Genomic DNA, 21,725 nt, shown 5'->3' with positions numbered 1-21,725 from the left:
TGAAACACCGCCCTTGACCCGTTTCGGGGTCCGCGCCCAGGGCCTTCGGCCGTGGTGGACTGTCCGGGTGCAAAACGACTCGGATGGATCGGATGGAAAAGGGCGCGGCGCCGAGCCTGAACGGACACTGCCCGCGCAGCCGTTGCTGCCGGTCCAGGCCCGCCGTGCCGGGGCCTGGTGTCTGCTGGGGCTGCTGATCGCGGCCGTGGTGGCCCTCGTGGTGTGGCTGTGTGTCGAACTGAGCGCGGCGGTCACGCCCGTACTGCTGGCGCTGCTGGGCAGCGGGCTGCTCGGACCGCTCTACCGGCGGCTGGTGGCGATGAAGCTCAATCGTTCGCTGGCGGCCGGACTGACCTGTGCCGTCCTCGTGCTGGTGGTCGGCGGCGCCGGGTACATCGTCATCAGCGCGCTGGTCGACACCGGCGACCAGATCATCTCCTCGCTCCGGCAAGCCGCCAAGGACCTCTCCCAGCACTTCGGTGCGGCCGGTACCTCGCTCGACGATCTCGCCTCCAAGTCCAAGGGGCTGGTCACCAAGTTCGGCGGCACCGCGGCCTCGGGGCTGCTGACCGGTGTCAGTGCGGTCGGCCAGTTCCTCGCCGCCGCGGTCCTGGCCCTGCTGCTGACCTTCTTCTTCCTGCGCGACTCCGACAGGGCCGTGCGCACGTTGAACCACTGGGCGCCCGGCAGCTCCGCACCGCAGCTGGAGCGGATGGCCCGCCGCGGCTTCCAGTCCATCGAGGGCTTTATGCGGGGCACCACCTTCATCGCCCTGATCGACGCCATCTGCATCACCGTCGGACTGCTGATCCTTCGGGTGCCGGGCGCCGTCGGGCTGGGGGCGCTGGTCTTCGTCGGCGCCTATATCCCCTACCTCGGCGCCTTCATCTCCGGCGCCGTGGCGATCCTCGTGGCGCTGGCCGACCGCGGCTTCGTCATCGCACTCTGGGCGCTCGGCGTCGTCCTGGCCGTGCAGGTGCTGGAGGGGCATGTACTCCAGCCGATGATCCAGAGCCGTACGGTCCATATGCATCCGGCGACGGTGCTGCTGGCGATCACCGCGGGCGCCAGCGTCGCCGGAATCCTCGGCATGCTGCTGTCCGTACCGCTGACCGCCGCCGTCACCGGCGTGCTGCACGAGCTGCGGGCGTACTACGCCGAGGGCTCGGAGTCCGGTGACACCGGACCCGCCGCGTCCCCCGCGTCCTCGTAGAGCTCGAACCACGTCGACTTGCCGTCCCCGCGCGGATCCACGCCCCACGCCCCGGCCAGGAGCTCCAGCAGCAGCAGACCGCGCCCCGACGACGCCAGTTCGCCGGGGCAGCGGCGGTGCGGCAGCTCGTCGCTGCTGTCCGCGACATCGACGCGGATGCGCCGGGCGCCTCGCTCGCCGGTGATCTCGGCGACCAGCAGCGCGTCCCCGTCGGTGTGCAGCAGGACGTTGGTGACCATCTCGGAGACCATCAGCACCGCCGAGTCCACCTGGTCCGGGTCGGCCCAGTCGTGCAGCACATCGCGGACCTGACGGCGTGCCTCGGCTATCCGCTCCGGCTCGGCCTGCGCGACGGAGAGCACGGTGCGCCGTACGGGCTGCGGGGTCAGCAGACCGCCGGTGCCGATCCCGCAGCTGTCGCCCTCGCGGCGGAGCAGCAGTACGGCGATGTCGTCCTCGCGGCGGTCCACCAGCGGCCCGGTGGTGTGGTGCGAGGGCGGCCCGTGCACGGCCTGGACCAGGGCGTCGGCGAGCCGTTCCAGGCCCTCGTCGTCCTCGCCGGGCTCATGCGCCTCGATGATGTCGCGCAGGCGCGCCCAGCCGGTCTCCAGATCGTGGCCGCCGGTCTCGATCAGTCCGTCGGTGCACACCATCATGGTCTCGCCGGGCTCCAGGACGAACCGGGTCGTGGGGTAGTCGGTGTCCGGGACGATGCCCAGCGGCAGTCCGCCCGCGGTGGGCCGGACCAGCATCGTGCCGTCGCTCATCCGGATCGCCGGGTCGGGGTGGCCGGCCCGTGCGATGTCCAGCAGTCCCGTCGCCGGATCCACCTCGATGTAGAGGCAGGTCGCAAAGCGCTGGTCCTCGCCGTGGCCGCGGAACTCGGTTTCGTTGATCCCGGCCAGGAACCGGGAGGCGCGGGAGAGCACCGCGTCGGGGTGGTGGCCCTCGGAGGCATAGGCCCGCAGCGCGATCCGCAGCTGCCCCATCAGGCCCGCGGCCCGTACGTCGTGCCCCTGGACATCCCCGATGACCAGCGCGATCCGGCCGGACGGCAGCGGGATCATGTCGTACCAGTCGCCGCCGACCTCCAGCCCGCCGCCGGTCGGGACATAACGGGCCGCGACCGTCATCCCCGGGATGTCCGGCTGCACGGTCGGCATCATGCTGCGCTGGAGCCCCAGCGCCAGCTCCTGCTGCTCCTCCTGCACACCGGCCCTGGCCAGCGCCTGGGCCAGCATCCGGGCGACGGTGGTCAGCACCGAGCGCTCGTCGGGGGTGAACGCCACCGGCTGGGCGAACGCCGCCATCCAGGCGCCGATCGTCCGGCCCGCGTTCACCAGCGGCAGGAACGCCCAGGACGTACGGCGGAAGCGGGCGGCCAGCGGCCAGGTGACGGGGTAGCGGCGGCTGTAGTCCTCGGGCGTGGGCAGATAGATGGCCCGGCCGGTGCGGATGACTTCGGCGGCCGGATACTCGGTCTCCCGCGTCATGGCGACGAACGGCCGCTCGTCGTCGGCGTGGTGGCCGTGATGGCCGATCACCGACAGCCGGTCACCCTCGATGCCGAAGACCGCCAGCCCGTCCGGCATGAACCCGGGCATCGACAGTCCGGCGGCGACCCGCAGCACCTCGGCGGTGGACCGCGCCTCGGCGAGTCCCCGGCCCGCGTCCAGCAGGAACGCCTCGCGCGAACGGCGCCAGTCGCCCGTTATCGGGGTGTGCGCTGCGGAGGTCCCGGGCTGTGGCTCGGGCACCTCCTGAAGGGTGCCGACCAGCTCGAAACCGCCGTCGACGGTCCGGGGGCGGGAGCGGGAGCGGACGATGCGCTGCACCCGCCCGCGCTCGTCCACGATGCGCAGCCGGGCCTCGGCGAGCGTCTTCTCGGCGACCGCGAGCTGCACGATCCCGTTGATCTCGGCGAAGTCGACGGGATGAAAACGGGAGCGCACCGCGGCCTCGGTCAGCTCCACCGGGGCGGCGGGCAGCCCGAGCAGCCGGGCCGCTTCGGCGTCGAGGGTCACCCGTCCCGATGCGTTGTCCCAGCGCCACAGGCCGGTCGCGATGGCGGCCAGGAGATCCTCGGTGCGCATTGCATCACTTTATGTGCCTTTGGCGGGGCCCGACCAGCGAGCCGGACGTGACCATCGTCCCAGTCGGGAAGCCTCCCCCGGCCCCGGGCGCTGCTGATGCGTATATGTCAACGAAGACGAGCGGGCAGGGACGGTAACCTGGAGCGGTTATGTCAATCCTGGGGTGGCCTTTCGGGTGATCCACGGGGAGAGCGACCGGGCATCCGAGCCCGTACTCCTTTTCCTCTCCCTCTCCCGACAACTCCTCACCTCGACTCGCGACGACTTGGATGAGCGATGCATCGGTACCGGTCCCATAACTGCGGCGAGCTCCGAGCCGCGGACGTCGACACGGACGTCCGCCTCAGCGGCTGGCTGCACAATCGACGTGACCTGGGCGGCATCCTCTTCATCGATCTGCGCGACCACTACGGTCTCGTTCAGCTCGTCGCCCGCCCCGGCACCCCCGCCAACGAGGCCCTCGGCTCCCTGACCAAGGAGAGCGTCGTCCGTATCGACGGCAAGGTCAGCGCGCGGGGCGCCGACAACGTCAACCCCGACCTGCCGACGGGCGAGGTGGAGATCGAGGTCTCCGACGTCGAGGTGCTCGGCGCCGCCGACCAGATCCCCTTCACGATCAACGCGGACGACGGCGTCAACGAAGAGAAGCGTCTCGAATACCGCTTCCTCGACCTGCGCCGCGAGCGGATGCACCGCAACATCATGCTGCGCACCGCCGTCATCTCCGCCATCCGGCACAAGATGGTGGCCCTCGGCTTCAACGAGATGGCGACCCCGATCCTGTCCGCGACGTCCCCCGAGGGCGCCCGCGACTTCCTGGTCCCCTCGCGTCTGCACGCCGGCAAGTTCTACGCGCTGCCGCAGGCCCCGCAGCAGTTCAAGCAGCTGCTGATGATCGCCGGGTTCGACCGCTACTTCCAGATCGCGCCCTGCTTCCGCGACGAGGACGCCCGTGCGGACCGCTCGCCGGGCGAGTTCTACCAGCTCGACATCGAGATGAGCTTCGTCGAGCAGGAAGATGTCTTCGGGCCCGTCGAGAAGCTGATGACCGAGCTGTTCACCGAGTTCGGCAAGGGCCGCACGGTCACCTCCCCCTTCCCGCGCATCCCGTTCCGCGAGGCGATGCTCAAGTACGGCTCCGACAAGCCGGACCTGCGCGCCGAGCTGGAGCTGGTCGACGTCTCCGACGTCTTCGCGGGCTCCGGCTTCAAGGCCTTCGCCGACAAGCACGTCCGTGCCCTGGCCGTGCCGGACACCGCCGACCAGTCGCGCAAGTTCTTCGACCAGCTGGGTGACTTCGCCGTCCAGCAGGGCGCCAAGGGCCTGGCCTGGGTCCGCGTGGGCGAAGAAAACGCGCTCAGCGGCCCGATCGCCAAGTTCCTCACCGAGGACGACGTCAAGGCGCTGGTCGCCGCCCTGGACCTCAAGCCGGGCCACGCCGTCTTCTTCGGCGCCGGTGAGTTCGACGAGGTCTCCAAGATCATGGGCGCGGTCCGTGTCGAGGCCGCCAAGCGCGTCGGCCGCTTCGTCGAGGACGAGTTCCGCTTCTGCTGGATCGTCGACTTCCCGATGTTCGAGAAGGACGAGGACACCGGCAAGATCGAGTTCTCGCACAACCCCTTCTCCATGCCGCAGGGCGGCCTGAAGGCGCTGGAGACCAAGGACCCGCTGGACATCCTGGCCTGGCAGTACGACATCGTCTGCAACGGCACCGAGCTGTCCTCCGGTGCCATCCGTAACCACGAGCCCGAGGTCATGTACAAGGCCTTCGCGATCGCCGGCTACGACAAGGAGGCCGTCGAGGCGGAGTTCGGCGGCATGCTCCGCGCCTTCAAGTTCGGCGCCCCGCCGCACGGCGGCATCGCCCCCGGCGTCGACCGCATCGTCATGCTGCTGGCCGACGAGCCCAACATCCGCGAGACCATCGCCTTCCCGCTCAACGGCAACGCCCAGGACCTGCTGATGGGCGCCCCGAGCGAGGTCGAAGAGGCGCGCCTCAAGGAGCTGCACCTCACCCTGCGCAAGCCGCAGGCGAAGTAGGCATCACCCAGGGGCGATACCGCCCCGCAACGGACCGGGGCGGCGTTTCACGTGAAACGCCGCCCCGGCCCCTTCGCTGTCGGGCGGACGGCCGCGGTGTGCGCGCCGGAACGGGCCCCGACACGGCCCGCATGCCCCGTCCGCCGCACTCCTGTGGCCGGGCCCCGGCACGGCACGCACTGTGGTGCCCATGCAGCAAGCCAGTCTCCTCTCCGCCAGGTCCGCCCTGGGGCCGCCGGCCCATACGACGCGGCCCGTCCCGGCCGGCGATCTGTGGTGGCTCACCGCCGTGGCCGCCGTCTTCACCGCCTGCCTGCTCGCTTCCGCGCTCGTCACCCCCGGCCTGGGATGGGACGAGACGGTGTACGTCAGCCAGGTCGACCCCCATGCGCCGGCCTCGTTCTTCAGCGCCCCGCGCGCCCGCGGCGTCACCCTCCTCCTCGCCCCGGTGGCCGCCCTGACGACCTCGGCCACCGTGCTGCACTGCTACCTGGCGGTGCTCTCCGGCGTCGCGCTTTTCCTCACCCTGTGCATCTGGCGGCGCCTGCTGCCCGCCCCCGTACCGGCCCTGGGCGGTGCCCTGTTCGCCGGTCTGTGGATCACGCTCTTCTACGGTCCGCAGGCGATGCCCAATCTGTGGGTCGGCTACGCCGCGCTCGCCGCCACCGGCTGCTTCCTGCGGGCCGTACGGAAGCCGTCCCGCCAACTGGCCCCGCGCGCCGACCGGGGCGCGGCCGCCGGGCTCGCCGCCGCGGTGGCCGTGGCCGCCCTGATGCGCCCCACCGACGCCGTCTGGCTGGCCGTGCCGCTCTTCGCCGCGGCGTTGTGCGTACCGGCCTGGCGGCGCCCCGCCGTGCTGCTGGCGCTGCCGGCCGGCCTGGCCCTGGGGTGCGCCGAGTGGGCCGTGGAGGCGTCTCTGTCCTATGGCGGCCTCCTGGCGCGGCTGCGGCGGGCCGGGCAGATCCAGGGCGGCCTCGGCTGGCATCTGTCCTTCGACGACCACGCACGGGCGCTCCAGGGCAAGACGCTGTGCCGCCCCTGCCATCTGGCCTGGGAACATCCGGTGACGGCGGTGTGGTGGCTGGTGCTGCCGCTGGCGGTCGCCGGAGCGGTGTGGGCGGTGCTGCGCGTGCGCGAGCCCCGCGCGCTGCACGGGTACGGGCCCGCGGCGCGCAGCGGTGCCTGGCACCCCCTCGGGCTGGCGCCCATCCGGCCGGGCAGCCTCGTACCGGACCCGGCGGGCGACCCCGGGCCCGCAGACGGGCGGTACGGCTCCGGTCCCGCCTGGCCCGTGGTGCGCCTCCGCGATCCGCGTGGCCCGCTGCACCGGTACGGACCGTCCCCCGTCGTCCTCCCGGCTCTGGTCGGCCTCTGCCTCGCCGCCCCCTACCTCCTGACGGTGGACTACGCCGCCCCGCGTTTCCTGCTGCCCGCCTACGCGCTGCTGATGATGCCCGCCGCCTGGTTCCTGTACTGGCTGACCCGCCTGCCGCGCCACGGGCACGCCTGGGCGGTGGCCCTCCTCGTCCTCGCGCTGACCGGCCACGAGGCCATCCAACTGGCGATCGCGCACAAGATGGTGCGGAGCACCGCACGCTCCCAGGCCGGGATCGACCGGATCACCAAGTCGCTGCGCACGGCCGGCGTCCGGCCGCCCTGTGTGGTGAGTGGTGAGGAAGCGGTACGGGTGGCGTATCAGACGGGCTGTGCGTCCCGTCAGCCCGCCGGTCACGACGCCACCATCACCCCCGCGGGCCTGGCCCGGCTGGGCGCGGGCCGCCCGGTCGCCGTCGTCGTGGCAGGCGGCCACAAGCCGCCGGCCTACGCCCGTGGCTGGCGGCGGGTGGCCCTGCCGGCGGTGCCGGACTTCACCTCGTTGAGCGCCTATGTGTCCCGGCCCGCCAGACCCGCCCGGTCCGCCCGGCACTGAGCCAGGACCCGCCCGGCGACCGTCCGCCGCCGCCCGGACATGCGCGCGCCCGTCCGGCGGCAAGGGCGGGACGGGCGCGTGGGCGGTCCTCAGGTGTCCGCGCCGCGGACCGCTCGCGTTCGGACGGGCCTAGCGCTTCGGCTCGGACGGGCCTACCGCTCCGGTGCTCCGGCCGGCAGCGGTGCCCGGGTACGGGCCGGGCCTACTGCTCCGCGCCGCCGAAGCGCTCGCGGTAGGACTCCAGGTCCTCTTCGGTGATCTTCGCGAAGAGCACCGGCGGCACCGTGAAGGGCGTCCCGGCCGGCACCGAGGCCAGCGCCTTCGCCTCCTGCTGGGAGACCCACACGGCGGTGTCGTTCTCCAGGGTGAACGCCCCCCGCATCGCCTTGGCCGAGGCCGGAATGAACGGCTCGGAGATGACCGCGTACAGGTGGATCAGGTTCATCGCCGTGCGCAGGGTCAGCGCCGCCGCGTCCTTGTCGGTCTTGATCTCCAGCCACGGGGCCTTCTCCTCCAGGTAGGAGTTGCCCGCGCTCCACAGGGCACGCAGCGAGGCCGACGCCTTGCGGAACTGAAGGGCCTCCATGTGGCCCTCGTACTCCGCCAGCAGTCCGGCGATCTCCTCGCCCAGCTTCTGCTCCGCGGCACCGGCCTCGGCGCCCGCGGGCACCTCGTCACCGAACCGCTTCCGGGAGAACGACAGCACCCGGTTGACGAAGTTGCCGAGGGTGTCCGCCAGGTCCTTGTTGACGGAGGACGCGAACAGCTCCCAGGTGAAGGAGGTGTCGTCGGACTCCGGGGCGTTGGCGATCAGGAAGTAGCGCCAGTAGTCGGCCGGCAGCAGCTCCAGCGCCGCGTCGGTGAAGATGCCGCGCCGCTGGGAGGTGGAGAACTTCCCGCCGTAGTAGTTCAGCCAGTTGAAGGCCTTGAGGAAGTCGACCTTCTTCCACGGCTCGCGGGTGCCCAGCTGCGTCGCCGGGAACATCACGGAGTGGAACGGCACATTGTCCTTGGCCATGAACTCCGTGTACCGGACGTCATCGGCCTCGTACCACCACGACTTCCAGTCGCGGTTCTCCGGGTCGACGTCCGCCCACTCCTTCGTCGAGCCGATGTACTCGATCGGCGCGTCGAACCACACGTAGAAGACCTTGCCCTCGGCCGCCAGCTCCGGCCACACATCGGCCGGCACCGGAACGCCCCAGTCCAGGTCACGGGTGATCGCCCGGTCCTGGAGGCCTTCGGTCAGCCACTTGTGCGCGATGGACGAGGCCAGCGTCGGCCACTCCTTGCTGCCGTTGCCGTCCAGCCAGCCCTCGACCTCGTGCTGGAGCTTCGACTGGAGCAGGAAGAGGTGCTTGGTCTCCCGCACCTCCAGCTCACCGCTCCCGCTGATCGCCGAGCGGGCGTCGATCAGATCGGTCGGGTCGAGCACCCGGGTGCAGTTCTCGCACTGGTCGCCGCGCGCCTTGTCGTAGCCGCAGTGCGGACACGTACCGACGATGTAGCGGTCCGGCAGGAAGCGGTCGTCGGCGACCGAGAAGACCTGGCGGATCGCCCGCTCCTCGATGAAGCCGTTCTCGTGCAGCTTGCGCGCGAAGTGCTGCGTCAGCTCCACGTTCTCCCGCGAGGAGCTCCGCCCGAAGTAGTCGAAGTCGAGGCCGAAGCCCTCGTAGATCGCCTTCTGCTTGTCGTGCTGCTCGGCACAGAACGCGGCGACCGACTGCCCCGCGTCCTTCGCCGCCAGCTCGGCCGGGGTGCCGTGCTCGTCCGTCGCGCAGATGTAGAGGACATCGTGCCCGCGCTGCCGCATATACCGCGCATACACATCGGCCGGGAGCATGGACCCCACCATGTTGCCCAGGTGCTTGATCCCGTTGATATACGGAAGGGCGCTGGTGATGAGGTGTCGAGCCATTGCCGGCTGCTCCCAAGTCGCTACGGTGAGTGAGGATTTGCTTTACGGAACGTCAATATCGTACTGGACGGGGTGGGGGTGGCTGCGCGCGCTTTTCGGGGGCGACCGCCCCGTACCGCACCCTACGGACCCGGCCGCCCGGCCCCCACCCCCGGGCCTCGCCCGTACGTGCCCGGCCCGCGCCCCGCGCCCCGGAGGCGTGTTCCCGCCCCGCCCTCACACCGCTGCGTCCGCCGACGCCGCACTGTCCGCCGCCGGGGCCTGGCCGCGCTTCGGGGCCCGGCCGTTGACCAGCAGTCCGGCGACGAGAGCGGCCAGCAGCATGATCGCCGAGCCCACCCCGATGGCGACGGTGAAGCCGTCCACCACCCCGCTCTTCACGATCGCCTCCCGCGCCGCCGGGGTCAGCCCCGTCCCCCCGCTCTTCCGGGCCGCGTCCGCCAGGTGATCCGCGATGTACGCGGCACTCGTCGAGGTCGCGATCGTGTTCAGCAGCGCCGTACCGATCGAACCGCCCACCTGCTGCGCCGTGTTGACCGTCGCCGAGGTGACGCCGGAGTCGTGCGGTGCCACCCCGGAGGTGGCCGTCGCCATCACCGGCATGAAGGTCAGGCCCATGCCGAGGCCGACGAGCAGCATGGCCGGAAGCACATGCGAGACGTAGGCGGGCTCGGCCGTCAGGAACGTCAGGGTGAACAGCCCCGTGGAGGCGAGCAGGGCGCCCGGGACCATCAGGAACCGCGGCGGGATGCGGTGCAGCAGCCGCGCCGATATCTGTGTCGCACCGACGACGATCGCCGCCACCATCGGCAGGAACGCCACGCCGGTCCTGACCGGTGAATACCCGAGCACGGTCTGTAGGTAATAGGTCATGAACAGGAACATCCCGAACAGTGCGATGACCGCCAGCGCCATGGTCAGGAAGGCGCCGCCGCGATTCCGGTCCCGCACGATGTGCAACGGCAGCAGGGGATGCCGCGCCCGCGTCTGCCACCACGCAAAGACGGCCAGCAGCCCCACACCCCCCACCAGCAACCCGAGGACCAGCCCGTCCCCCCAGCCCCGCGGCTCCGCTTCGCTGCACCCGAAGACGATCGCGACCAGACCGCCGCCTCCCAGGACCACGCCCGGAGCGTCCAGGTGGACGCGCCCTCGTTCGGGCTTGTCATGCAGAAAGACGGCAGCGCCGATGAGGGCGAGCACGGCGATCGGGATGTTCACATACAGGCACCAGCGCCAGTCCAGGTATTCGGTCAGCAGCCCGCCGGCGATCAGCCCGATGGCCGCGCCCCCGCCCGCAATGGCCCCGTAGACCCCGAAGGCCTTGCTCCGCTCCTTTCCGATGGTGAACGTCGTGGTCAGCAAGGACAGCGCGGACGGCGCCAGCAACGCCGCAAAGGCCCCCTGCAGCGCCCGCGCCCCGAACAGCAGCCCGGACCCCGTGGCCGCACCGCCCAGCCCGGACGCGATGGCGAAGCCGACCAGCCCGATCATGAAGGTCTTCTTGCGTCCCACCAGGTCGGCGATCCGCCCGCCGAGCAGCAGCAGCCCGCCGAACGCGAGCGTGTACGCGGTGATCACCCACTGCCGGTTCGCGTCCGACATCCCCAGGTCCCGCTGGGCCGACGGCAGCGCGATATTCACGATGGTCGCGTCCAGCACCACCATCAACTGCGCAATCGCAATCACCACGAGCCCCCACCAGCGCCGCGGATCCGGCTCCGTCCGCGCGGCCCAACTGGGAGTACGGGACCGGGGAGGGGTAGCGGGGCCTCCCTCTTGGCTCGCGTCACTCATCACGGCCCGCCTCGCTCGGCTGGTACGGCCACCCCGGCCACCCAGCCGCCCACACCGGGAGCAACCGGATCAAACGGAGCACTTCACCCATTCAGCCTAGGGAGCGGGGAGAGGGCTCGCCTCTTGTGGTGAGGGGGGCGGGGCCTGCCGCGCGGAGGGGTCTCCGGCTCGCTCTGCGAGAGGCCTGACGTGTGTGCACACGACACCGGCCGCGGTCGGGCCGCGGGGGCCCGGCCGCGGCCGGTGAGGTGTCGTAACTGGACGGGAGAAGTGGTCAGTTGTCCTTGATGACGCCCGCGGTGCGGGCCTCGGCGAGCCACTCGGGGAACTCGACCATCAGCTGCTGGTAGAGCTCGTCGTGGGAGAGGCTGCGCGGGTCGCGGCCGGCGTGGAAGAAGCCGGCGTTGTCGACGACGCGCTTCTCCGGGACGGCCAGGTCGTCGAGCTTGCGGAGGAAGTCGAAGCCCTTGGCGTCCGGGTCCCCGAAGCCGATGAACTGCCAGAAGAGGGGGAGCCCGGCCGCCTCGCAGAGCGCCTTCTCGGCGGCCGGCTTGGAGGTCGGGGCACCGTCGGTCTGGAAGATGACGAAGGCCGGGGCGGTGGAGCCGGACTTCTTGTAGTGCTCGATGACGGCGTTGATGGCCCAGTGGTAGTTCGTACGGCCCATGTGGCCGAGGCCGGCGTGCAGTTCCGCGATGCGGCCCTCGTAGTTGGTGAGGTCGATCTCGGCGGTGCCGTCGATGTCGGTGGAGAAGAAGACGACGGGGACGGTGGCGTCGTCGTCGAAGTGCGCGGCGAGGCCGAGGGCCTGCTCGGCGAGGTTCTGGACCGTGCCGTCCTTGTAGTAGTTGCGCATCGAGCCGGAGCGGTCGAGGACCAGGTAGACGGCGGCGCGCTGGGTGGCGAGGCCGTGCTTGTCCAGGGTGGCGGCGGCGGACTTGTAGAGGCTGAGGAGCGCGGGGGCCGTCGTGGAGAGGGAGGCCGCGGCCTTGGCCTGGTCTTCTGCCTTCGGCTTGGGCTCGGTCACGGTCTCGGCGACCGGCTCGGCGATCGGCTCGGTCACGGTCTCGGCGACCGGCTCGGCGATCGGCTCGGTCACGGTCTCGGCGACCGGCTCGGCGACCGGCTCGGTCACCGGCTCTGCGGTGGGTTCCGCCTTCGCCTCGGCTTCGGCCACGGGCTCTGCGGGCGCCTGCTCAGCAGCCTCCGCCTTCGCTTCCGCCTCTGCCGCTGCCTTCGTCTCCGGCTTCTCCGCCGGCTCGGGGGCGGCCTCCGGCTCTGCAATGGCCGTCGCCTCAGCCTCGACCTCGGCGATTGCCTTGTCCTCGGGCTTCGCGACGGCTTCCGCCGCGGGCTCGGCCGCCGGCTCGGCCTCGGCCACCGGCTCCGCCTTCGGCTTCGCGGACTCGGCCGGCTCCGCGGGCTCGGCGGTACCCGCCGACGCCTGGCCCGGCTTGTCGAAGGCCTGGCTCACGAGGTCGGAGACGGTGTCGGAAGCGGCCGGGGCGGCGGCCGTGGGGGCCTCTTCCGCGGGCTCGACCGCCGCGGGCTCGTCCTTGTCGTTGCCGCTGTCCTCGGTGGCCTTGTCCTTGGCGGCGTCCGCAGTGGGCTTCTCGGCCGCTTCGGCCGCTTCGGCCGCTTCGGCCGCCTCGGTCGCCTCGACGGCCGACGGCTCAGCGGCGACCGACTCGGCGGTGGACGGCTCGGCCTTCGTGGGGGCCGCGGCCTCGGCCTCGTCCGCCCGCGCCGTGGAGGTCTCCGCCGCACGGTCTCCCCGGTCCGCCGGGCCGCCCTGTGCAGGCAGCGTCGCGGTCGCCGGTGCCGGGTCGGTGTCGGGGGCCTCCGTAGGGGCCGTCCGCGCGGCCGGGACCCCGGCTTCCGGGGTGGTGGCGGCCGGGACGGACTCTTCGCGAGCCTCCGGGATGGTCGCGGACTCCGGCTTGTCGGCGCCGCTCGGGGCCGCGCCGGTTTCTTCACGGGTCGCCTTGGAGCGACCGAAAGCGTTGCGCAGCAGACTCCGAATGCCCATCGGCGAACCTCTCTTGCGGGTGGTGGGTGCGGCGTATGTCCGTGAAGCACAGACATGTCCCTGACCAGGACGGATACGTAAGGGTAGCGGCCGGGACCGGCCTCATCGTGGGACCCCGCGCCTTGTGTGGTGGGCCATCCGGGGGTGTTGCCGGGGCGGAGGGTTTCGGTCGACCCGGCCTGGGCGCGTTCGCCCTGCGTACGGCGTTGCGCGGCCGTCCGTACCGCCTCTTCACCGCCTATGCGGCGTCTCAGAACCTCCTCGGCCGTCCGCAAAACCTCCACGGCAGTCCGTAGGGCTTCCCCGACGGCACGTACCCACTGGACCATACGCACCGACTCCCCGGTTCTCCTCAGGCCCCTCCCCGGGCTCGCCCCCAGGGCTCCCTCCCCATGCCGTCCGGACCTTCCCCAAGAGCTTGTTGACCGCCCGTACGGTCCGCGCGGGCCTGTCGTATCCCGGGATTCGCCGGGAGTTCATGTTTGCGTCGTCATACGGCGGGGCGGCCCCCTTAGCGTCACCGCGAATCGCACCTCGCGAATCGCGAACCGGACGCCGTCGTGCGGTCCGCAGCCTTATTGAGGGGGAAGTGTGCGCAAGCTCCTGCCGCTGATCGGCTCGCATCCTGGCGGGCGTTCGGCCATGACGTGCCGGTACCGCTGTGGTGACGCCTGTTTTCATGAGACGCCGAATGTGAGCGGCAACGACTATGTCGGTGATGTCATCGCCGGCGCGCTGTCGCGGCGTTCGATGGTGCGGGCCGCAGCGGTCGTGACCGTCGCGGCGGCGGCCGGCGGTGTGGTGGACGGGGCGGCGGCGCCACCGGCGGTTGCGGCGCAGGGGCGCGGCCGGGAACCCCGCGGCGGGAGGGGCCACCGGGCGGCGCGCGGGCTGCGGTTCGCGACCGTGCCGCCGAATACGGCCGACGCGGTGGTCGTCTCCGAGGGCCATGCCCAGAACGTCGTCATCCGGTGGGGCGACCCGATTCTGCGGGGGGCGCCGGCCTTCGACCCGGACCGGCAGTCGGCGAAGGCGCAGGCGGGGCAGTTCGGTTACAACAACGACTACATGGCCGTGCTGGACGTGCCGGACGAGCGGCACCGGCAGCTGATGGTGGTCAACCACGAGTACACGGACGAACAGTTGATGTTCGCCGGATACGACGCGGAGGCGCCGACACGGGAGCAGGCCGAGATCGGCTGGGCGGCGCACGGGCTGTCCGTGCTGGTCGTACAGGAGGAGCAGCGCAGCGGCCGGCTGACGGCGGTGACCCGGCACCGGCTCAACCGGCGGATCACCGGCACCACTCCGTTCGAGGTCACCGGTCCGGCCGCGGGCAGCGACCTGCTGAAGACGTCCGCCGACCCCGAGGGAACCCGGATTCTCGGGACGCTCAACAACTGCGGTGGCGGCATCACGCCGTGGGGGACGGTGCTGTCCGGCGAGGAGAATTTCAACCAGTATTTCGCCAATGGGGGCAGTGTCACCGAGCCGACGGCAGCTGCCCGGCTCAAGCGGTACGGGATCACCGGCGGGGCGAGCCAGCGCAAGTGGGAGCGGTTCGACCAGCGCTTCGACGTGGCGCGCGAGCCGAATGAGGTGCACCGGTTCGGATGGGTCGTGGAGATCGATCCGTACGACCCGGAGGCGACGCCGCGGAAGTTGACGGCGCTGGGACGGTTCAAGCACGAGGCCGCCGAACCGCGGCTGACGGCCGATGGCCGGCCCGTCCTGTACATGGGCGATGACGAGAAATTCGATTACTTCTACAAGTTCGTCTCCCACAAGCGGATGAAGCGGGGGAATTCGCGGGCCGCTCGGGAGCACAACCGGACGTTGCTGGACGAGGGGACGCTGTATGCCGCCAAGTTCAGCGGTGACAGCGCGGGCGAGATCGACGGCTCCGGGAAGCTGCCGAAGGACGGCGCGTTCGACGGGTCGGGGCAGTGGATTCCGCTGGCGAGCGGTGACACCTCGTATGTGCCGGGGATGACGGCGGAAGAGGTGTACGTCTTCACGCGGATCGCCGCCGACAAGGTGGGCGCCACGAAGATGGACCGGCCGGAGGATGTCGAGCCCAGCCCGCGCACGGGGCGGGTGTACATCGCGCTGACCAACAACAGCGACCGGGGGAAGACCGGCAAGGCTCCGGCCGACGAGGTCAATCCGCGGAACGGGAACAAGCACGGGCAGATCCTGGAGCTGAGCGAGCGGCGGGACGATCCGGCGGCGGACCGTTTCCACTGGCGGCTTTTCCTCGTCTGCGGTGATCCGGAGGACCCGGCCACCTATTTCGGAGGATTCCCCAAGGACCAGGTCAGCCCGATTTCCTGCCCGGACAACCTCACCTTTGATGTGCACGGAAATCTGTGGATATCGACGGACGGGAATGCGCTGGGCAGCCATGACGGACTGTTCGGGGTGGCGACCGCCGGGGGACGGCGGGGTGAGGTCAAGCAGTTCCTGACGGTGCCCACCGGGGCCGAGACCTGTGGGCCGGTCGTGCAGGAGCGACGGGTGATGGTCGCGGTGCAGCATCCGGGCGAGGTGGACGGGGCGAGTGTGGAGAAGCCCGCGTCGCAATGGCCGGACGGGGAAGGCGAGTTGGTCCGGCCTTCCGTGGTGAGTGTGTGGCGCGAGGACGGACGGGACATCGGGATCTGAGGGACGCCGGGGGCTCGTGGGGCGGGGGCCGGCTCCCCGTCCCGCGGGCTCTCCGGCCCGTCCACGGTCGCGAGCCCCTTCCCCACATCACGCCGGGGAAACGATGTGGCAAGAGCTGGGTAAGAACTGAGTCGTTCAGGTATCCGATGCGCAGGTGTGCCCGTCTTCTCCGGTGACCATTGTCCAGAGCCGTCCGTTGTGCCTTAGGCGGCCGTTAAGAAGGCAAGAACCCTTATCGAGGGTGACGGGAGATGTGGGCGCATGGGGCTGACCAGTCAGTCGCTCGAGTACACGGTGATCGTGCTGGCGGTGGCCTGTGTGGCCGCCACGGTGTGGCTCTGGCCCCGGCTGTCGCGGCGCGGGGTGCGTCCCGTCCTGGGCAGACTGGGCGCCATCCTGGTCACCCAGGTGTCGATCGTGTGCGCGCTCGCCCTCGCCGTGAACACGAACTTCGAGTTCTACGGCAACTGGGACGAGCTGCTGGGCAACAACGACAAGGCCCCGGTGTCCGTGAGCCAGGGCGGCGGGCAGTATGCCTCGGTCGGCAACATCAAGGGCGGACTCGTCCAGCCGGCCGGTCCGCAGGGCCTCGATCGGGTGACCGGGTTGCCCAAGGGACCCGCCGACAAGGTGGGCAAGGTCGAGTCCGTACGGATCGTCGGCCGTCGTTCGCGGGCCATCAACCCGGGCTTCGTCTATCTGCCGCCGCAGTACTTCCAGCAGCAGTTCCGCCGGCAGCGGTTCCCCGTCATGGTCGTGATCAGCGGCTACCCCGGCGGGATCATGAACCTTGCGCAGCACCTCCAGGTGCCGCAGAACGCGGGCAAGCTGATCGCGCAGGGCAGGATGCAGCCGACCGTGATCGTGATGGTCCGGCCGACGATCGCGCCGCCGCGGGACACCGAGTGCGTGGACGTGCCGGGCGGGCCGCAGGCCGAGACGTTCTTCACCAAGGATCTGCCGGACGCCATGAAGTCGGCCTACCGGGTGGGCCACGATCCCAGCGCCTGGGGTGCGTTCGGGTACTCGTCCGGTGGTACGTGCTCGTTGCAGCTGGCGATGCGCAACCCGAAGGCCTACACCTCGGCGGTCTCGCTCTCCGGTGACTACGCGATCAAGGACGACCTGACCACCGGCAGCCTCTTCGGTCCCGGCCCGGAGGGCGCCCAGCGCGAGCGCGAGCACGATCTGCTGTGGCGGCTGAAGAACCTTCCCACGCCGCAGATCTCCGCGCTGGTCGCCAGCAGCCGTAAGGGCGAGGCGGATTACGGCGAGACCATGAAGTTCCTCCACGCCGCGAAGTCGCCGATGACGGTCGACTCGATCATCCTGCCGCAGGGCAGTCACCAGTTCGCGACCTGGCGGCGCGAGGTCGTGCCGGCCCTGGAGTGGCAGAGCCAGCAGCTGACGTTCCCGCAGGACACCCAGGCCGTCGCCCCGCCGCGCAAGCAGGGACCTGGTGTGGGCAAGGGCGGCGCCCCGGGGCAGGGGACCGGGCCGTCCAAGGCGCCGTCGGCGTCCGACGACAAGGGACGCCGGCGGGTGGAGGCGGAGCGTCCCCAGGGGTGAGCCGCGAGTGGGTCGAGCAGGGGCGTCGGAGCAGCTGTCCGGCGCCCCTGCTGCGTGCGGTCGGCGTGCGGGGCGACCGCCCCGCGCCTCCCACATGATTCGTTGAACCCCGGGTAACCGAACCTCCCATCGGGCGCACTTGCGCATCTCGCACACCGGGGAGTGACCTCATGGCGCGTACGCAACAGGGCGACGAGGCGGCGTGGTCCCCGGTGGCCGCGCGGGCCCCGCTGGCCGTCCGGATCCTTCTGCTGGTGCTGGCTTTCGCCGCGATGGTGGCGTTCGCGGTGGCGCTGGCGCGGGTCACGCTGACCCCGTCGGCGGCCTCGGTGCCGCTGACCCATCCCAACCTCCGCCCCGGCGACTCGATCCGGAGCTACCTGGGGCAGCCGCACCTGGCCGACACGGTCAAGCAGCTCGGCGGCAACGTCGTGCTGGGGATGCCGTTCGGAGTGCTGCTGCCGGTGCTGCTGCCCAAGGCGCGGGGGCTGCTCCGGGTCGGGGTGGCGACCGCGCTGGTGATGCTGCTGGTGGAGCTGGTGCAGGGAGCGTTGATCACCGGCCGGGCGTTCGACATCGACGATGTGATCCTCAACTGCGCCGGCGCCCTGATCGGCTATCTGCTGCTGGGGTGCCGGCTGGGCCGCGCCGTGCATCCGCGGCGCCGGCACTGGTGGCACCGGCTCAGCGGGAAGGCGCCGGTCGGGCAGGCCGAGGCTGCCAAGGTCCGGGCCGGGTGACGGGGCGCAGATCCCGTCCCGTAGCGCCCGCTCCCTCACGTGCCCCTGGCTCCCCGCTCGTAGCGCCTGTGCCCCGTTCGGGCGCTACGGGCGGTAGACCATGCCCGGCTCGGCCTTCGCCGGGGACAGCAGCTGGGAGACCGTGACGACCGTATAGCCGCGCTTCTTCAGCTCCTTGAGGATGCCGGGGACGGCCGGCACGGTCCCCTTGTAGATGTCGTGCAGCAGGATGATGCCGTCGCGCTCGGTCTGTTCGAGCACGCGCTTGGTGATCAGGGCCGGGTCGTTGGTCTGGTAGTCCTTGGCGGTCACGCTCCACAGGACCTGTGCCAGGCCGAGGTCCTTGCTGATCTTGGAGACCTCTTCATCGGTCCTGCCCTGCGGTGGGCGCATCAGCCGGGGGGTCTTGCCGGTGATCTTGCGGACGGCGTCCTGGAGGCGGGACAACTCGCGCTTGGCCTCCTCGGGCTTGATGTCGGTCAGGATCTGGTGCGACCAGGTGTGGTTGGCCAGTTCATGGCCCTCGGCGTCGATCCGCTTCACCTCGGCGGGGCGCTTGTCGACGTGGTTCTCGCCGAGCATGAAGAAGGTCGCGTGCACTTTCTCCTTCTTGAGGATGTCCAGCAGGCGGGGGGTGTTCTCACTGGGACCCGCGTCGAAGGTGAGCGCGACGCACTTGGCCTGGCGGCAGTCGACGTCACCGGCCCCGCCGGGGGTCGTGGTCTGACCGGCGCCCTGAGAGCCCTTCGCGTCCCCGTTCTTGCCGTCGGCGTTCTTGCCGTCGGCGTTCTTCGTGCCCTTGGCCGCGGCGAGTTGGGCGTCCTTCGCCTGGACGGCGGCCGCCGGTGCGTCGGCGCGGGCGTCGGCCGGGGCGGTGACGTCGTAGTCGGCGCAGCCGCTGAGGGCCAGGGCCAGGGACGTGGCCGCCAGAAGCCCGGCTATGGACGTGCGGCGGGCCGCGGAAGTCTGCTTCGGCATGCGGGGTCTCCTCGGACGCGGGCCATCGACGGTGAGCCCATGACCTGCGGTTTTACGCATGGCAAAGCCGGCGCGTACGAGGCGTCGCCGCGTCGCGCCCACCCCCGGTCACAGCGGTCGAATGGACTCGAAGGAACTATACATAGAGAGTACACACTGCATGTATACGTGAGGTGTGTAGGCGGCGCGTGTACGGGGGAGGAGGGGGGAGGGGGCGGTCCGGTGCCTGTCGGCGCAGGCCGTCCGCGGCCACCCCCGATCGGACGCACCCGCCGCGACACCCCGCCCCCGCCGGGGTGGACTCGTACCGTGACCGCCCCGCCGCCGGACGACTGTCTGGCCCGTAACGACTGGATCTGCGGCGACTACCTGAGCACCCGTCGGCAGATCCTGCTCGACGCGACCGGCCAGCACATCCAGCTGACGGTGATCTCGGTGGCGCTCGGGCTGGTGATCGCGGTCCCGTTGGCGCTGCTGGCCCGCCGCAGGCGCTGGACGGTCGGACCGGTGCTCGGCATCACCACGGTCGTCTACACCATCCCGTCGCTGGCGATGTTCTCGCTGCTGCTGCCGGTCTACGGGCTGTCCGCCACCCTTGTCGTGGTGGGTCTCGCCCTGTACTCCCTCACCCTGCTCGTACGGAACATCCTGGCGGGACTGGACGGCGTCCCCGCCGAGGCCAAGGAAGCCGCCCGCGGCATGGGGTACGGGCCGATGCGCCAACTGCTGACCGTCGAGCTGCCGCTGGCCGTACCCGCCGCGATGGCCGGGCTGCGGATCGCCACCGTCTCGGCGGTCGCGCTCACCACCGTCGGAGCGATCGTCGGTTACGGCGGGCTGGGCAACCTCATCTACGCCGGCATGAATTCCTTCTTCAAGGCGCAGGTGCTCACCGCTTCCGTGCTGTGCGTGATCATCGCGATCGTCTTCGATCTGCTGCTGCTCGGCGCGGAACGGCTGCTCACACCCTGGCGCCGGGCCGGCCGGAAGGCGCGGGTGCAAAACCGGGTCACGGCGGGAGTGAAACGGCTGGTCACAGCCTCCGGGCGGCGGGCATGAACACCCTCTCGGCGGTGGGGGCCTGGCTGACCACTGCCGCCAACTGGTCCGGTGAGAACGGTGTCTGGCACCGCCTCGAACAGCACCTCGTGCTGACCTTCTCCTGTCTGGTCATCAGTGCCCTGATCGCGCTGCCGGTCGCGCTGACCCTCGGCCACCTCGGCCGCGGTGGCGCGCTGGCCGTCAACCTCGCCAACATCGGGCGTGCGGTGCCGACCTTCGCCGTGCTGGTCCTGCTTCTGCTCACCCCCATCGGACGGTACGGCCAGTGGCCGACGATCATCGCGTTGGTGCTGTTCGCCATCCCGCCGCTGCTGACCAACGCGTATGTCGGGATGCGCGAGGTGGACCAGAACGTGGTGCGGGCCGCGCGCGGCATGGGGATGACCGGGACGCAGCTGGTGTGGCGGGTCGAGGTGCCGCTCGCCTTTCCGCTGATCCTGACCGGCATCCGGATCGCCGCGGTCCAGCTGGTGGCCACCGCCACGCTCGCCGCGCTGGTGGGCGGCGGTGGCCTCGGCCGGATCATCACCGCGGGGTTCAACCTGGCCAGCACCCCCCAGGTGGTCGCCGGTGCGGTGCTGGTCGCGGTGTTCGCGCTGCTGATGGAGGCCGCCTTCGAGCTGGCGCAGCGATGCGCTCCGGACTGGGCGCGGGGGCGGATCCGGTGAGGGCGGCTGTGACGGCGGTCCTCACGGTCCTCATGGCCGTCGCGCTCCCGGCCTGTACCACCGGCCCCTCCCTGGAGACCCGCTCCGCGATCACCGCCTCCCCCGGCGACAGCCACGATCTGGCCCTCGGGTCGGCGGGCTTCACGGAGAGCGAGCTGCTCGCCCAGATGTATGCGGCGCTGCTCGACCGCGCCGGATACCGGACCCGTGTCCTGACGGTCGGCAACCGCGAGCTCTACGAACCCGCCCTGGAGGCCGGGCAGATCGATGTCGTGCCCGAGTACGCCGCCACTTTCGCGGACTGGCTCAACGCCAAGAACAAGGGGTCCAAGGCGGCACCGGTCGCCTCGCCGGACCTCGACGCCACCATGGCCGCGCTGCGCAAGCTCGCCGGCCCCCGTGGTCTGACCGTCCTCCCGGCGGGCCGGGCCGTCGACCAGAACGCCTTCGCGGTGAGCGCCGCCTACGCCCGCACACACCACCTCAAGACCCTCAGCGATCTGGGCCGCGCCAAGCTGCCCGTGCGTCTCGCGGCGGGCGATGAGTGTGTGCAGCGGCCGTTCTGCGCGCCGGGGCTCAAGAAGCGGTACGGGATCAACATCACCGCCATCGACCCGAAGGGCGTCGGCACCACGCCCGCCAAGCAGGCGGTGCAGAACGGGCAGGACCAGATGGTGCTGACCACCAGCACCGATGCCACCCTCGACCAGTTCGGCCTGGTGCTGCTCGCCGACGACAAGAAGCTCCAGAACGCCGACTACGTCGTCCCCGTCGTCAACCACGCCCGTGTGGGCAGCGCACGGGCGGCCGCCGCGCTCAACCGCCTCAACAAGGTCCTGACCACGGCCGACCTGGCGCACCTCAATGAGCAGGTGGACAGCTGGCGGCGGCTGCCGGCGGATGTGGCCCGTAACTACCTCCGGGCCAAAGGGCTGTTGCCGAAGGGCTGACCTCTGCCGGTGCGGGCGGGGTGTTTCACGTGAAACGCCGCGCAGGCAGGCAGGGCGGGCGTTTCACGTGAAAC

14 protein-coding genes are annotated in these 21,725 nt (G+C 70.9%); 9 read left to right on the top strand and 5 right to left on the bottom strand.

Annotated features, from left to right (window positions below):
• The first annotated feature begins 142 nt into the window (after nucleotides 1-142).
• Nucleotides 143-1,213, top strand: a complete 1,071-nt coding sequence (locus K7C20_RS18590; RefSeq protein WP_400846456.1) for an AI-2E family transporter — start codon at nucleotides 143-145, stop codon at nucleotides 1,211-1,213.
• Here the strand turns inward: K7C20_RS18590 and K7C20_RS18585 are convergent.
• On the bottom strand, nucleotides 1,153-3,306 hold the full coding sequence (locus K7C20_RS18585; protein ID WP_030075589.1) for an ATP-binding SpoIIE family protein phosphatase: 2,154 nt from the start codon (nucleotides 3,304-3,306) through the stop codon (nucleotides 1,153-1,155). The genes K7C20_RS18590 and K7C20_RS18585 overlap by 61 nt on opposite strands.
• Nucleotides 3,307-3,582: 276 nt before the next feature.
• On the opposite strand from K7C20_RS18585, the gene aspS reads away from it, so the two are divergent.
• Both aspS and K7C20_RS18575 read left to right on the top strand, forming a co-directional pair.
• On the top strand, nucleotides 3,583-5,346 hold the full coding sequence (aspS, locus tag K7C20_RS18580; protein WP_030075588.1) for an aspartate--tRNA ligase: 1,764 nt from the start codon (nucleotides 3,583-3,585) through the stop codon (nucleotides 5,344-5,346).
• Between the two features lie 190 nt (nucleotides 5,347-5,536).
• The gene (locus K7C20_RS18575) at nucleotides 5,537-7,276 is read left to right on the top strand and encodes a hypothetical protein (RefSeq protein ID WP_053209196.1); all 1,740 of its coding nucleotides are present in this window, start codon (nucleotides 5,537-5,539) and stop codon (nucleotides 7,274-7,276) included.
• Between the two features lie 202 nt (nucleotides 7,277-7,478).
• On the opposite strand, the gene metG is transcribed toward K7C20_RS18575, so the two are convergent.
• The 3 genes from metG to K7C20_RS18560 form a co-directional block, all read right to left on the bottom strand.
• A complete protein-coding gene (gene metG / locus K7C20_RS18570) occupies nucleotides 7,479-9,194 on the bottom strand; it encodes a methionine--tRNA ligase (protein ID WP_030075586.1) in 1,716 nt (571 codons plus the stop codon).
• 216 nt (nucleotides 9,195-9,410) lie between these two features.
• The gene (locus K7C20_RS18565) at nucleotides 9,411-10,886 is read right to left on the bottom strand and encodes an MFS transporter (RefSeq protein ID WP_030075585.1); all 1,476 of its coding nucleotides are present in this window, start codon (nucleotides 10,884-10,886) and stop codon (nucleotides 9,411-9,413) included.
• A gap of 379 nt (nucleotides 10,887-11,265) precedes the next feature.
• Nucleotides 11,266-13,020, bottom strand: coding sequence for a vWA domain-containing protein (locus tag K7C20_RS18560; RefSeq protein ID WP_053209197.1), 1,755 nt, complete (start codon nucleotides 13,018-13,020; stop codon nucleotides 11,266-11,268).
• A 591-nt stretch (nucleotides 13,021-13,611) separates the two neighbouring features.
• Between K7C20_RS18560 and K7C20_RS18555 the strand changes: the two genes are divergently transcribed.
• The 3 genes from K7C20_RS18555 to K7C20_RS18545 all read left to right on the top strand — a co-directional run bounded on the left by K7C20_RS18555 (nucleotide 13,612) and on the right by K7C20_RS18545 (nucleotide 17,993).
• Nucleotides 13,612-15,684 carry a PhoX family protein gene (locus K7C20_RS18555; protein ID WP_053209198.1) on the top strand — a complete coding sequence of 691 codons (2,073 nt, stop codon included), beginning with the start codon at nucleotides 13,612-13,614 and terminating at the stop codon, nucleotides 15,682-15,684.
• 261 nt (nucleotides 15,685-15,945) lie between these two features.
• Nucleotides 15,946-17,253, top strand: coding sequence for an alpha/beta hydrolase (locus K7C20_RS18550; RefSeq protein WP_030075580.1), 1,308 nt, complete (start codon nucleotides 15,946-15,948; stop codon nucleotides 17,251-17,253).
• A gap of 170 nt (nucleotides 17,254-17,423) precedes the next feature.
• Entirely contained in the window at nucleotides 17,424-17,993 is a 570-nt protein-coding gene (locus tag K7C20_RS18545) for a VanZ family protein (protein WP_245171132.1), read from the top strand.
• An 84-nt stretch (nucleotides 17,994-18,077) separates the two neighbouring features.
• Here K7C20_RS18545 and K7C20_RS18540 read toward each other — a convergent pair whose 3' ends face one another.
• Nucleotides 18,078-18,971 carry a polysaccharide deacetylase family protein gene (locus tag K7C20_RS18540; RefSeq protein ID WP_053209199.1) on the bottom strand — a complete coding sequence of 298 codons (894 nt, stop codon included), beginning with the start codon at nucleotides 18,969-18,971 and terminating at the stop codon, nucleotides 18,078-18,080.
• Nucleotides 18,972-19,280: 309 nt separating this feature from the next.
• Between K7C20_RS18540 and K7C20_RS18535 the strand changes: the two genes are divergently transcribed.
• The 3 genes from K7C20_RS18535 to K7C20_RS18525 are packed head-to-tail and all read left to right on the top strand — an operon-like array spanning nucleotide 19,281 to nucleotide 21,651.
• Nucleotides 19,281-20,030: an ABC transporter permease gene (locus K7C20_RS18535; protein ID WP_030075577.1), complete on the top strand. Its 750-nt coding sequence runs from the start codon at nucleotides 19,281-19,283 to the stop codon at nucleotides 20,028-20,030.
• On the top strand, nucleotides 20,027-20,701 hold the full coding sequence (locus K7C20_RS18530) for an ABC transporter permease (protein ID WP_030075576.1): 675 nt from the start codon (nucleotides 20,027-20,029) through the stop codon (nucleotides 20,699-20,701). The genes K7C20_RS18535 and K7C20_RS18530 overlap by 4 nt, the downstream gene beginning before the upstream one ends.
• Nucleotides 20,665-21,651: an ABC transporter substrate-binding protein gene (locus K7C20_RS18525; protein WP_030075575.1), complete on the top strand. Its 987-nt coding sequence runs from the start codon at nucleotides 20,665-20,667 to the stop codon at nucleotides 21,649-21,651. Before K7C20_RS18530 ends, K7C20_RS18525 begins: the two co-directional genes overlap by 37 nt.
• The last annotated feature ends 74 nt before the right edge of the window (nucleotides 21,652-21,725 follow it).

Origin of the sequence: Streptomyces decoyicus, assembly GCF_019880305.1 — a bacterium.
In the GTDB taxonomy this organism is placed as follows: domain Bacteria; phylum Actinomycetota; class Actinomycetes; order Streptomycetales; family Streptomycetaceae; genus Streptomyces; species Streptomyces decoyicus.
The sequence above is the reverse complement of the archived record's forward strand: the minus strand, read 5'-3'. Positions and strand labels throughout refer to the sequence as shown.

Bases quoted from the DNA above. Each gene is read 5' to 3' on its own strand.
- aspS (WP_030075588.1), top strand. From the start codon at position 3,583: ATGCATCGGTACCGGTCCCATAACTGCGGCGAGCTCCGAGCCGCGGAC.
- K7C20_RS18525 (WP_030075575.1), top strand. From the start codon at position 20,665: ATGCGCTCCGGACTGGGCGCGGGGGCGGATCCGGTGAGGGCGGCTGTG.
- K7C20_RS18540 (WP_053209199.1), bottom strand. From the start codon at position 18,971: ATGCCGAAGCAGACTTCCGCGGCCCGCCGCACGTCCATAGCCGGGCTT.
- K7C20_RS18530 (WP_030075576.1), top strand. From the start codon at position 20,027: ATGAACACCCTCTCGGCGGTGGGGGCCTGGCTGACCACTGCCGCCAAC.
- metG (WP_030075586.1), bottom strand. From the start codon at position 9,194: ATGGCTCGACACCTCATCACCAGCGCCCTTCCGTATATCAACGGGATC.
- K7C20_RS18560 (WP_053209197.1), bottom strand. From the start codon at position 13,020: ATGGGCATTCGGAGTCTGCTGCGCAACGCTTTCGGTCGCTCCAAGGCG.
- K7C20_RS18585 (WP_030075589.1), bottom strand. From the start codon at position 3,306: ATGCGCACCGAGGATCTCCTGGCCGCCATCGCGACCGGCCTGTGGCGC.
- K7C20_RS18545 (WP_245171132.1), top strand. From the start codon at position 17,424: ATGGCGCGTACGCAACAGGGCGACGAGGCGGCGTGGTCCCCGGTGGCC.
- K7C20_RS18550 (WP_030075580.1), top strand. From the start codon at position 15,946: ATGGGGCTGACCAGTCAGTCGCTCGAGTACACGGTGATCGTGCTGGCG.
- K7C20_RS18575 (WP_053209196.1), top strand. From the start codon at position 5,537: ATGCAGCAAGCCAGTCTCCTCTCCGCCAGGTCCGCCCTGGGGCCGCCG.